This window comes from Calidithermus terrae, from assembly GCF_003574345.1.
In the GTDB taxonomy this organism is placed as follows: domain Bacteria; phylum Deinococcota; class Deinococci; order Deinococcales; family Thermaceae; genus Calidithermus; species Calidithermus chliarophilus.
Window position 1 is genome coordinate 1 of sequence record NZ_QXDL01000147.1, and the last position, 10,274, is coordinate 10,274.

A 10,274-nucleotide genomic window follows, 5' to 3' on the forward strand; every position below is an offset into this window, starting at 1 on the left:
GGTGGGCCTCGCGGGGCACGGCGGGGTAGCGGGCCAGGAGTTCGGGGGGGCTGGAGTCGAAGTCCCCGACCCACAGCTCCACGCCGAGGCCCAGGGCTTCGGCGTGGGCCATGCCGCCGTCGGCGGCGATCACCCGGCAGCCGCCGGCGGCCTCGAGCTGCCCCCTCAGCCGGGGGGTGACCGCCAGCGGGCCGCCCAGCAGGACGGCGAAGCGGCTCACGCGCCCTCCAGCGGCACGGCCCGGCCGAGGTCGAGGCTGAGGGGCAGGGTCTCGCCCTCGCGCCAGCGGCCGTCGGGGGTCTCGTGGTAGAGGCGCAGCCCCTGCCAGTCGAGCCAGTAGCCGGTGCGCTCGCCCAGGAACAGGCGCTCGAGCACCCGCGCGCCCGCTCCCTCCCCCACGCCCAGCGCGGCCGAGGGGAGGAGGTGAGCTCGAGGGGGCAACCCCAGCCGCTCGGCCTGCTCCGGCGTGAGCAGGTTGCGGTGGCCCAGGAAGCGGGCCACCCAGGCGTCGGCGGGGCGGTGGTAGAGGGCTTCGGGGGAGCCCACCTGGGCCAGGCGGCCCTCGCGCATCACCGCGACCTGGTCGGCCAGGAGGAAGGCCTCCTGCTGGTCGTGGGTGACCACGACGGCGGTGGGGCCGCCGCCCGCGAGCAGGGCCCGCAGCTCGAGGATCAGCGCCTCGCGCAGCCGGCGGTCGAGGGCCCCCAGCGGCTCGTCGAGCAGCAGCAGGTCGGGGCCGGGGGCCATGGCGCGGGCCAGGGCCACGCGCTGCCGCTCGCCGCCGGAGAGCAGGTGGGGCCGCTTGCGGGCGTGGGGGGTGAGGTGGGTCTGCTCGAGCAGAAGCCCCACCCGCCGCCGGATCGCCTCCGCGGGCCAGCCCGCCTCGCGCAGCCCGAAGGCGATGTTCTCGTACACGTCGAGGTGGGGGAAGAGCGCGAAGTCCTGGAACAGCATCCCCACGCGCCGCTTCTCGGGCGGCAGCGCCAGCAGGTCGCGCTCGCCCATGCGGATGGAGCCCGAGTCGGGGGTTTCCAGCCCCGCGATCAGCCGCAGCACGGTGCTCTTGCCCGAGCCGGAGGGGCCCAGCAGCGCCAGGGTCTGCCCCTGGGGGAGGCTCAGGGAGAGCTCGAGGCTGAAGCCCGGGTAGGTCTTGCGCAGCGCCTGCAGAGCCAGCACGACCCCTAAATTACCCCACCGGTAGAATTCGGCCGTGACCACGATGCGGCTGTTCACCCCCCAGGCCATGCGCGAGGCCGACGCGAAGGCCGTGGGACTGGGCTACCCGAGCCTCCTGCTCATGGAGGCGGCCGGGCGGGCGGCGGCCCGGGCGGTGCTCGAGCGCTTTGCCGGCCGGAGGGTCGCGGTGCTGTGCGGCAAGGGCAACAACGGCGGCGACGGGCTGGCGGCGGCGCGCCACCTGGCGTTGGCCGGGGCCGAGGTCCGGGTCTTCACGGCCTTGGAGCACGCCGGCGACGCCCTGCACATGCGCCAGGCACTCCGCGCGCACGGGCTGGAGGCCGAGCCGCTCGAGCGCTGGCAGCCCCGGCCGGGCGAGGTCGTGCTCGACGCGCTCTTCGGCACCGGGCTCAGCCGGGGCCTCGAGGGCTTCTGGGCCGAGCTGGTGGGCCGGGTCAACGCCGCGGCCTGCCCGGTGGTCGCCATAGACCTCCCCTCGGGCCTGCCCTTCGAGCCCCACGTGCGGGCCACGCTCACGCTGGCCCTGGCCGGGCTCAAGCGCGAGCACCTCTTCCACCCCGCGCGCGCGGCCTGCGGCGAGGTCCTGCTGGCCGGCATCGGGATGCCCGCGCGGGCGCTCGAGCGCCCCGACCTCCCCGAACTGCTCACGCCGCGGGCGATGGCCGCCCTCCTCCCCGGGCGTCCGGGAGACGCGCATAAGGGCAGCGTGGGCCGGGTGCTCGTCGCCGGGGGCCACGCCGCCTACACCGGGGCCCCCGTGCTGGCCGCGCTCGGGGCGCACCGGGCGGGGGCTGGGCTGGTGACCGTGGCCTACCCGGCAGAGCTCCGCCTGAACCTGCCGCTGGAGTCCGTCCGCCACCCGCTCGAGTCCTGGTCGGCCGGGGCGCTGGCCGGGGTCCGGGCGGAGGCGGCGGCCGTGGGAATGGGCGCCGGGCCGCTGGCTCACGCCGCGGCGGAGGCGGTGCTCGCGCTGCGGCTGCCCACCGTCCTCGACGCCGACGCGCTGCGGCCCGAGCTGGTGCAGGCTTACGTCCGGGAGGGCGTGCCGGCCGTGATCACCCCCCACCCGGGCGAGGCGGCGCGGCTGCTGGGGGGCGAGGCCGGGGCGGTCGCCGCGGAGCCCCTCGAGGCCGCCCGCGCCCTGGCCGAGCGCTTTCCCAAAGTCGTGGTGGTGCTCAAGGGCGGCCCGACGGTGCTGGCCTGGAAGGCGGGGGAGGGGCTCGAGTTCGCCGTCAACACCACCGGCAACCCGGCGATGGCCTCGGGCGGCACGGGCGACGTGCTGGCCGGGGTGGTCGCGGCCTTGATGGCGGCGGGCCTGCCGCCGTGGGACGCGGCCCGGCTGGGGGTCTACCTGCACGGGCTGAGCGGGGACCGGCGGGGCCGGGTGGGGCTCTTGGCCCACGAGCTCGCCGACGCGCTGCCCGAAGCCCGCGCGGCGCTCGAGCGCGGGGAGGTCAGGGCTTTCTGGGCGTGGGGGTCGCCCCCAGGCTCGGCCCGCGGGTAGGGATCGCCACCCGGGAGCCGGTCCACGCCAGCAGGCTGATCCCGCCGAGCCAGAAGAGGTCGTAGAGCACCGTGACCCACCGGGCGTCGCCCCCCAGCACCGCCACCACCCGCGCCAGGCTCACCAGCACCAGCGCTAAGCTCAGGGCGCTCAGGCTGCGGGCGATGCGGCCGCCCGCCAGCACGGCGGTCTGCTGGAGGTAGAGCACGGTCAGGAAGAACACCACCCCCTGGAAGAGCATGCTGAGGGCGCTCGAGTCGCGGAAGGCCTGCACGAACATCACCAGCAGCGCCGCGGCGAGCGCGGCGATCAGCGTGAAGCGCAGGGCGTTGCCCTGGGGGTAGAGGCCGTTGCGCTCCATGGCCCACGGCAGCAGCGCCCCCATAGCCAGCACCAGCAGGGCGCTCAGCAGGTAGAGCCCCTCCCGCAGGCCGTCGGCGCCCGTGAAGCCGGGGTTCAGGCGCGTCAGGGAGAGCAGGAAGTCCCCGGCGCCCAGCACCGCCAGCCCCAGCGCCAGGCCGAGCAGGGGCGGGCGCACCACCGAGGGCGAGCGGTAGGCCAGGCCCGCCAGCATCGCCGCGCCCAGGAAGTCGGCCAGGGTGACGGAAAGGCTACGCACGAAGTCGCTGGATAGGGCACCGACGGCCCAAGCCAGCCACAGCCCGGCCATCAGGTACATCGGGATCGTCAGGCTCCCCATGAGGCGATTGTAACAGCACGCACACCGCTGCCCGGCCTCGCCGGCCCCCTCAGCGCGGCCGCTGGATGAGCTGTTCGAAAAGCTTGGCCGCGCCGGGCTCGAGGGTCTGGGTGAGCCACCGCGCCAGCCCCTGGCGCAGCAGCTCCGGGTTCTCCTCGGGGAGCGACTTGCGCAGCCGCTCGAGCGCCCCCGCCGCCCCCCGGCCCATGTACTCGCGCAGCACCTGCTCCACCGACTCCCACATGCGGTCGCTCTGCTGGCGGCGGCGCTCCTCCTCCTCGCGCTGCAGCACCTCGAAGAGGTCTTGGGGGGCCTTGCCGGGCGACTGCAGCAGGTGGACCCGCCCCTCGCGCAGGTCGCGCGGCAGGTCGGGGGAGAACACCGGCTGCCCGCGGTAGAAGTACCACGCCCGCCCCGCGCTGCCGTCCTCGACCACCAGCGCCCCGCTGAAGTGCTCCTGCCGCAGCGAGTCGAGCAGGGTCTCCAGTTGCAGCGAGCGCGGCGCCACGGCCAAAAAGCGCGGCGATCCTTGGGTGAGGGACAGCAGGCAGGGGATGCCCTCCAGGCGCAGCTTGTAGAGCGAGAGCCCGCCCAGGGCGAGCTCGGCCATGAGGTTGCGGTAGGCGGTGGTGCCCGCCTCGTAGCCGTGGGGTTCCTGGCGCCAGGCCTCGAGCAGCCGCCCCTTGTAGAACACCAGCAGGCCGTGGCCCTTGGGCAGCTTGGCGAGGGCGAAGCCGGTGAATTGCGACTCGCGCAGGCGCTGGACGAACTCGGGGGTGAGCAGTTCGCCGGGGACCCACTCGGTGAGGGGGTCGTTCTGGGGGAGGAAACCGAAGAGGTAGGCCAGCAGGGCAGGACTGACGGTGTCGAGAAGACCACGCGAAGCTGTATCCATCAACGTTTACCCCCGGTTTTTGCGCCACGCGGTGTTCGCCCCGTCATCCGCCCAGGCGGGCCTGCGGGCCGGAAAGCTAGGCCCCAGTGTAGCATGGCCCCCGCGCCGCTTTCGGTATGATTACGGGCGTGCTAGAGGTACTCGTTCCGGCAACCCTCGCCAACCTGGGCTCCGGCTTCGACGCGTTAGGGGTGGCCGTGGACGTCTACCTCACGGTCCGGGCCGAGCCCGCCCCGTGCGACCGCTTCGTGTACAGCGGGGAGGGCGCCGTTCCCCCCACCCCGGACAACCTCGTCCACCAGGGCTACCGCGCCGCCTGGGCCGAGCTGGGCCAGGCCGCCCCGCCCGTCGCGCTGTGGGCCGACAACCCCATCCCGCTGGCGCGGGGCATGGGCAGCAGCTCGGCGGCCCTGGTCGCGGGGGCCGCCGTCGCCGACCGCATGAGCGGGGGCAAGCTGGGCAAGGACGGGGTCTTCGCCGTCACCGCCCGCATCGAGGGCCACCCCGACAACGTGGCCCCGGCCGTCTACGGGGGCTTCGTCGCGGCCCTGGCCGACCCCCCCCTCGCCGTCCCGCTGCCCGTCCCCGACGTGCGCTTCGTGCTGGCGATCCCGGCTTACGAGGTGCCCACCCCGCTGGCCCGGGCCGCGTTGCCGGGGCTCTACCCGCTGCAAGACGCGGTGTTCAACCTCGCCCGCAGCGCGCTGTGGCCGGCCGCGCTGGCGAGCGGGCGCCTCGAGGTGCTGCGCGAGGCCGCCCGCGACCGCCTGCACCAGCCCCACCGCGCCCACCTGATGCCGGGGCTGGAGAGGGCCCTCGAGGCCGCCTACGCCGCCGGGGCCCTCGCGGCCTTCGTGGGGGGCGCAGGCCCGACCCTGGCGGCCGTCGTCCGGCCGGGCCTGGAGGCGCCCGTCCGGGAGGCGCTCGGCGGGTATGCCGGTTCGGGCGGCCGAACCCTTATTCTAGGACCGGGAGCAGGGTATACGTGGAAGGAGACCTGAGCACCATTCCGATCGCCGACGTCATGGAGTTGCTGCATGGCGGGCGTCGCACGGGGCGTCTGGAGCTGAAAGTCGGCGACTTGCCCCTGACCTTGCGCTTCGTGGGCGGGGAGGTGGTGGACGGGGGGATCTGGGACTGGACGGGCCTCGAGGCCATCAGCACCTTCCCCCTCTACGCCCACGAGGGCCGCTTCGAGTTCGTCAACGAGCCGCACGGCGGCACGCCCCTGATGGGCTTCAAGACCTTCATGGGCGAGTGGGCCCGCCTCAACGACGAGTGGAGCCGCTTTCACCGCCTGCTCGACTCGCCCAGCCGCGTGGTGGAGAGCCCCCGCCCCATCGAGCCCTTCACCGTGCTGATGGGCGGCAAGAGCGTCAGGGCCGCGGCCAAGGCCTGGGGCGTCCCCCTGATCGTGGCGGCGGAGCGGGCCTGGCGCGGCCTGCACGAGGGCGACCTGGTGCCCCTGCGCAAGTACGCCTGGTTCGCCCTGCGCATCCGCCACCCCTCCGCCCGCCGCACCCAGGCCGGGGCCCTCACCCGCCTCGAGGACCGCATCACCGTCGCCCTCGACGGCACCCGCAACATCGGCGAGATCGTCCAGACGGGGGGCCTCGAGCTCAGCGCCGTGCGCCGCTACCTCATCGGCGCCCTGCTCTCGGGCGAGATCCAGCCCCCCGGCCGCGGCTGGCTGCTGCGCGACCTGCTGTGGGAGCTCGAGGCCGAGGCGCGGACCACGTCGCCGGCTTGAGGGTGGCCGAACGCAAGACGCAAAACGCAAGACGCCGGTCGTACGTCCTACGTCGTACGCGATACGCCCTGTTGGGATAAATCATCCCCTGGGGCTGTGACCGACCCGACAGCTAACTACAGCCCCACGCCCCAGGGGACCTCCGCTCGGTGGTCGCTGCCGTGCCCCGGCCGGGGTGTGCGGCTCACGCGGGAGGGGGTGAGGGAGGTGGCGCAGACGGGCATGCCGCCGGGTCAAGGTGCGGCCCGCACCCCTGCACACGCGGGCACCGAGGCCCGGCGGCATGCCCGCGAGGGGGTGGCCGTAGGCCATACCGGCTCTGCCGGTAACCTGGAGTCCCTCGGGGGAGCGGGGGTCACCAAACCAAAGCACCGCAAACCAACCCCATCTCCCACGAACACTAGAAGAAAACCCCTCGAGCGCGGGGCTCGAGGGGAACGGGTCAGGCCTTGACGGTTACTTCTTGTTGGAGCGGGGGCGGTACTTGCCGAAAGTGCCGCGCCAGATCTTGCCCCGCCGGGTGCGACGATCGCCCTTGCCCATGTTCAGCTCCTTCAGGCGTTAGCCGGGTTCAGCAGCTTGTGGATGCTCGCCATCAGCCGCGACTTGCGGCGGGCGGCGGCCCGCTTGTGCAGGGTGGAGCCCTTGGAGGCCTTGTCGATCAGGCTCTCCGCGTAGCGCATGACCTTGGTGGCCTCCTCGGCGTTGCCGGATTGGGCCAGGGTCAGGGCCTTCTTGGTCACGGTCTTGATGGTCGCCTTCTTCGAGCGGTTGAGGGCCCGCCGCTTGAGGGACTGGCGGTGCCGCTTCATCGCGGAAGGGTTACGGGTGCTTTTCTTCTGTGCCATGTTTCTCCTGAATCAAGACTGCCGGGCCGCGCCTTTGGGGCTCCGGGCAAACCGCTCACAAGTCTAGCACATGCATGAGCGATTTACCAAGCCGCTGCCGGCCAGGCAACCCCCGAGCGCGGCGGGGCAGCCCGCGTCAATACTCGAAGCGGGTGCCCACCCAGTCCATGCGGACGTAGCCCTTGGCGTCTTGCAGGCGGAAGCGCACGGTGTAGAGCCCGGGGTTGACGTAGAACAGCGCGATGTCGTTGAAGCGGCCCTTGTAGCGCCGGGCCTGCCCGACCTGGCGGCCCCCCTGGAGGAGGCTGAGCTCGAGCGCCCCGTCGTTGAGCTGGCCGTCGAGCTTGACCTTCACGGCGGCGTTGACCCCGGTGACGCGGAGGCTGTACTTCTGCTCGCCGTTGTATTTCCAGTACACCATCGGGACGAAGGGCGGATAACCCACCCCCAGCCCCACCTGCTCGGCGTAATAAGCCAGGGCTGCACCCAACAGCACCAGGATCAACAGTAGACGCAGCACGGCCCCAGTATATGCAGGAAAGGGCTTTTTCAGCGGTTATACTTGTGCGCATGACGGTTGAGGAAACCCTTAACTCACTCAAGCGCGCTGCCGTGGAGGTCATCCCCGAGGAGGACCTGCGCCGCAAGCTCGAGTCGGGCCGGCAGCTCACCATCAAGCTCGGCCTCGACCCCACCCGCCCCGACATCCACGTCGGGCACGCGGTGGTGCTGCGCAAGATGCGCGAGTTCCAGGAGCTCGGGCACAAGGTGGTCATCATCATCGGCGACTTCACCGCCATGATCGGCGACCCCTCCGGCCGCAGCGCCACCCGCCCGCCCCTCACCCTGCAAGAGACCCGCGAGAACGCCAAGAGCTACGTCGAGCAGGTCTCCAAGATCCTGCACCGCGACCCCGGGCGCTTCGAACTGCGCTACAACTCGGAGTGGCTCGAGCGCCTGACCTTCGCCGAGGTCATCAAGCTCGCCTCGCAGGTGACCGTGGCGCAGATGCTCGAGCGCGAGGACTTCAAGAACCGCTACACCTCGGGCACGCCCATCTCCATCCACGAATTCCTCTACCCCTTCGCCCAGGGCTACGACTCGGTGCCCATCCAGGCCGACGTGGAGATGGGCGGCACCGACCAGAAGTTCAACCTGCTCGTGGGCCGCGAGGTGCAGCGCGCCTACGGCCTCGAGGAGCAGGTGGCCTTCATCATGCCGCTGCTCGAGGGCTCCGACGGGCGCAAGATGTCGAAGAGCTACGACAACTACATCGGCATCAGCGAGGAGCCGGCGGTGGTGTTCAAGAAGCTCATGCAGGTCGTGGACCCGCTGCTGCCGCGCTACCTCGAGCTGTGCACCGACCTCACGCCCGAGGAGATCGCGCAGGTGCTGGCGAAGGGCGGCCCCGTGGGGGCGCACCGCGTGCTCGCCCGCCTGGTGACGGGCGCCTACGCCCAGGGCCTCGTCCCCACGCGCATCGACCGCGCGTTCTACGGGGAGCTCGGCTACAGCCTCGAGGCCGCCGGCCACGACCGCGACGCGGGGTCCGTCGAGGCCATCCGCCAGGCCGAGGAGCGCTACTACCAGGTCGCCCGCAACGTCATCCCCGACGACATCCCCGTGGTGAAGGTCCCCCCCTCCGAGCTCAGCGACGGGGCCATCCCGGTCGCGCGCCTGTTCACCCTGGCCGGCCTCACCGCCTCCAACGGCGAGGCCAAGCGCATGATCCAGAACAAGGGCCTGCGCATCGGCGGGGAGGTCGTGGCCGACCCCAACGCCCAGGTCGCGCTCGAGCAGCCGCTGGTGCTCCAGCGGGGCAAGGATAAGTTCGTGCGGGTGGAGGCGGGGGGATGAGGGGTAGCCGATAGCCTATAGCCGGGTGTGGGTCGTACGTCCTACGTCGTACGCAAAACGCAAGACGCAAAACGCAAAACGCGTGTCCTACGTCGTACGCAAGACGCAAGGCGCTTTGGCCCTTAACCCTTGACCCTAGGTCCTCGACAAGCCAGAAACCACAGGCCACCAGCCATGAGCTGACGGCTGATGGCTAAAAGCTGACCGCTTCAGCCCTGCTCGATCGGGCGGAGCGGGGTCTCGTGGCCGGTGGCGTAGATCGTCCCGTTTTGGGCCTCGAGCCGCAGCCTTGGCAGCGGGAAGCGGGGCGGGCCGTACACGGCGCGGCCGGCCTGGAGGGGTTCGAAGGCGCCGAAGTGGCAGGGGCAGCCCAGGAAGGGGTGTTCGGTGCGGTAGTTGTAGGCGATGGCGCCGAGCTCGGGGTTGTCCACGTAGTTCACGGTGCAGCCCTGGTGGGTGCAGACGCGGGAGAGGGCCAGGAAGTGGGCGCCGCCGAGCTCGAGGCTCCCCGAGACCGGCTGGGGCAGGCGGAAGGCCACGGCCTGCAGCTTGCGTTCGGCCGTGCCGACGCGGACGGGGTACTCGAAGTACCTGAAGGCCCAGGGCTGCTCGAGCTCGCCCGCACCGGCGACCCGGACCCGCGGCCCGTCCTTCCACACCGGCTCGGCCACGCCGGTCTTGAAGAACTGGATGTAGACGGTGCGGTAGCCCAGCCAGCCGAAAAACCCCGCGGCGATGGCGCTGGGGATGATCCAGATGATGTCGCGTCGTCCGAGTTTCATAGGCTTCTGAGGTAAGCGATGAGCTCCTCGAGCTCCTGCGCACCCATCGGCACGGCGGGCATGCTGCCGCGCCCCTTGGTGACGATCTCGCGCACGGCCTCGGGGACCTTGCTCGCAGGGTTGCCCTTGAGCGCCGGGCCGCTGCCCCCTTGGGCCTGGGCGCCGTGGCAGGCGGCGCACTTCTGCAGGTAGACCCGCTGGCCCGGTGAGGCGGTCTGTAGCTGCTGCCGGGCGGTCTGGATCAGGTTGTCCACCTGCGCCGACTCGCCCCCGGCGGCCTTGTAGCTCTCCCAAGCCCGCACCGCGTCCTCGGCGCGGCCCATCTGGAAGTAGATGTTGCCCAGGAAGAGCCAGCCCTCCGGCTCGGAGGGGTCGGCGCGGGTGGCGACCTCCAGCACGGGCAGGGCCTGCTCGCCGCGCCCGGCGAAGAACAGCAGCATGCCCAGGCGGCGCAAGGCCACCACGTTGCGCGGCTCGAGCTTGGCGACCTCGAGGTAGCCCTGGCTCGCTCGCTCGAAGTCCTGCACCTCCCAGGCGGCGTTGGCGTAGGCCAGCCAGTCTTGGGCCTCTTTGCTCGCGCGGGCGCGGCTCTCGAGGTCGCGCAGCCGGGCGGCCTCGGCCCGGCTGGTGACGATGGTCTCGCCCGGCAACCGGGGCACGGTGAAGCGCCACAGCCCGGCCCCGACCACCAGCAGGCTCACCGTGACCACGGCCAGGGCGGCGGGGGAGAGCTTGCGG

Annotated in this window: 12 protein-coding genes and 1 pseudogene; 4 read left to right on the forward strand and 9 right to left on the reverse strand. The window is 72.1% G+C overall.

Going from position 1 to position 10,274, the window contains the following annotated elements:
- Positions 1-220, reverse strand: a pseudogene (locus Mterra_RS14990) (thiamine diphosphokinase); the annotation flags it as partial.
- Positions 217-1,176 carry an ABC transporter ATP-binding protein gene (locus Mterra_RS14995; protein ID WP_119315919.1) on the reverse strand — a complete coding sequence of 320 codons (960 nt, stop codon included), beginning with the start codon at positions 1,174-1,176 and terminating at the stop codon, positions 217-219. The gene Mterra_RS14995 and the pseudogene Mterra_RS14990, both read right to left, overlap by 4 nt.
- Before the next feature lie 43 nt (positions 1,177-1,219).
- Here Mterra_RS14995 and Mterra_RS15000 point away from each other — a divergent pair, with 43 nt between their 5' ends.
- Entirely contained in the window at positions 1,220-2,704 is a 1,485-nt protein-coding gene (locus Mterra_RS15000) for an NAD(P)H-hydrate dehydratase (RefSeq protein ID WP_119315910.1), read from the forward strand.
- Here Mterra_RS15000 and Mterra_RS15005 read toward each other — a convergent pair.
- Together Mterra_RS15005 and Mterra_RS15010 are read right to left on the reverse strand one after the other, a co-directional pair.
- The gene (locus tag Mterra_RS15005; RefSeq protein WP_119315911.1) at positions 2,655-3,404 is read right to left on the reverse strand and encodes a hypothetical protein; all 750 of its coding nucleotides are present in this window, start codon (positions 3,402-3,404) and stop codon (positions 2,655-2,657) included. The genes Mterra_RS15000 and Mterra_RS15005 overlap by 50 nt on opposite strands.
- A gap of 49 nt (positions 3,405-3,453) precedes the next feature.
- Positions 3,454-4,299, reverse strand: coding sequence for a hypothetical protein (locus tag Mterra_RS15010; protein ID WP_119315912.1), 846 nt, complete (start codon positions 4,297-4,299; stop codon positions 3,454-3,456).
- Between the two features lie 116 nt (positions 4,300-4,415).
- On the opposite strand from Mterra_RS15010, the gene thrB reads away from it, so the two are divergent.
- Both thrB and Mterra_RS15020 read left to right on the forward strand, forming a co-directional pair.
- The gene (gene thrB, locus Mterra_RS15015; protein ID WP_119315913.1) at positions 4,416-5,300 is read left to right on the forward strand and encodes a homoserine kinase; all 885 of its coding nucleotides are present in this window, start codon (positions 4,416-4,418) and stop codon (positions 5,298-5,300) included.
- On the forward strand, positions 5,285-6,049 hold the full coding sequence (locus tag Mterra_RS15020) for a DUF4388 domain-containing protein (RefSeq protein WP_119315914.1): 765 nt from the start codon (positions 5,285-5,287) through the stop codon (positions 6,047-6,049). The genes thrB and Mterra_RS15020 overlap by 16 nt, the downstream gene beginning before the upstream one ends.
- A 456-nt stretch (positions 6,050-6,505) precedes the next feature.
- On the opposite strand, the gene Mterra_RS15025 is transcribed toward Mterra_RS15020, so the two are convergent.
- The 3 genes from Mterra_RS15025 to Mterra_RS15035 form a co-directional block, all read right to left on the reverse strand.
- Positions 6,506-6,592: a 30S ribosomal protein THX gene (locus Mterra_RS15025; RefSeq protein ID WP_036218544.1), complete on the reverse strand. Its 87-nt coding sequence runs from the start codon at positions 6,590-6,592 to the stop codon at positions 6,506-6,508.
- 11 nt (positions 6,593-6,603) lie between these two features.
- A complete protein-coding gene (rpsT, locus tag Mterra_RS15030; protein WP_027892911.1) occupies positions 6,604-6,897 on the reverse strand; it encodes a 30S ribosomal protein S20 in 294 nt (97 codons plus the stop codon).
- 136 nt (positions 6,898-7,033) lie between these two features.
- Positions 7,034-7,417, reverse strand: a complete 384-nt coding sequence (locus Mterra_RS15035) for a hypothetical protein (RefSeq protein WP_119315915.1) — start codon at positions 7,415-7,417, stop codon at positions 7,034-7,036.
- A 50-nt stretch (positions 7,418-7,467) separates the two neighbouring features.
- On the opposite strand from Mterra_RS15035, the gene tyrS reads away from it, so the two are divergent.
- A complete protein-coding gene (tyrS, locus tag Mterra_RS15040; RefSeq protein WP_119315916.1) occupies positions 7,468-8,754 on the forward strand; it encodes a tyrosine--tRNA ligase in 1,287 nt (428 codons plus the stop codon).
- A gap of 209 nt (positions 8,755-8,963) precedes the next feature.
- Here tyrS and Mterra_RS15045 read toward each other — a convergent pair whose 3' ends face one another.
- Complete coding sequence (locus Mterra_RS15045) at positions 8,964-9,536, reverse strand: QcrA and Rieske domain-containing protein (RefSeq protein WP_119315917.1); 573 nt, start codon at positions 9,534-9,536, stop codon at positions 8,964-8,966.
- Positions 9,533-10,274, reverse strand: a 742-nt coding sequence (locus Mterra_RS15050) for a c-type cytochrome (protein WP_119315918.1), incomplete at its 5' end; no start/stop codon positions are given. The genes Mterra_RS15050 and Mterra_RS15045, both read right to left, overlap by 4 nt.

Bases quoted from the DNA above. Each gene is read 5' to 3' on its own strand.
- Mterra_RS15010 (WP_119315912.1), bottom strand. From the start codon at position 4,299: ATGGATACAGCTTCGCGTGGTCTTCTCGACACCGTCAGTCCTGCCCTG.
- tyrS (WP_119315916.1), top strand. From the start codon at position 7,468: ATGACGGTTGAGGAAACCCTTAACTCACTCAAGCGCGCTGCCGTGGAG.
- rpsT (WP_027892911.1), bottom strand. From the start codon at position 6,897: ATGGCACAGAAGAAAAGCACCCGTAACCCTTCCGCGATGAAGCGGCAC.
- Mterra_RS15025 (WP_036218544.1), bottom strand. From the start codon at position 6,592: ATGGGCAAGGGCGATCGTCGCACCCGGCGGGGCAAGATCTGGCGCGGC.
- Mterra_RS15000 (WP_119315910.1), top strand. From the start codon at position 1,220: ATGCGGCTGTTCACCCCCCAGGCCATGCGCGAGGCCGACGCGAAGGCC.
- Mterra_RS15005 (WP_119315911.1), bottom strand. From the start codon at position 3,404: ATGGGGAGCCTGACGATCCCGATGTACCTGATGGCCGGGCTGTGGCTG.
- Mterra_RS15045 (WP_119315917.1), bottom strand. From the start codon at position 9,536: ATGAAACTCGGACGACGCGACATCATCTGGATCATCCCCAGCGCCATC.
- thrB (WP_119315913.1), top strand. From the start codon at position 4,416: ATGATTACGGGCGTGCTAGAGGTACTCGTTCCGGCAACCCTCGCCAAC.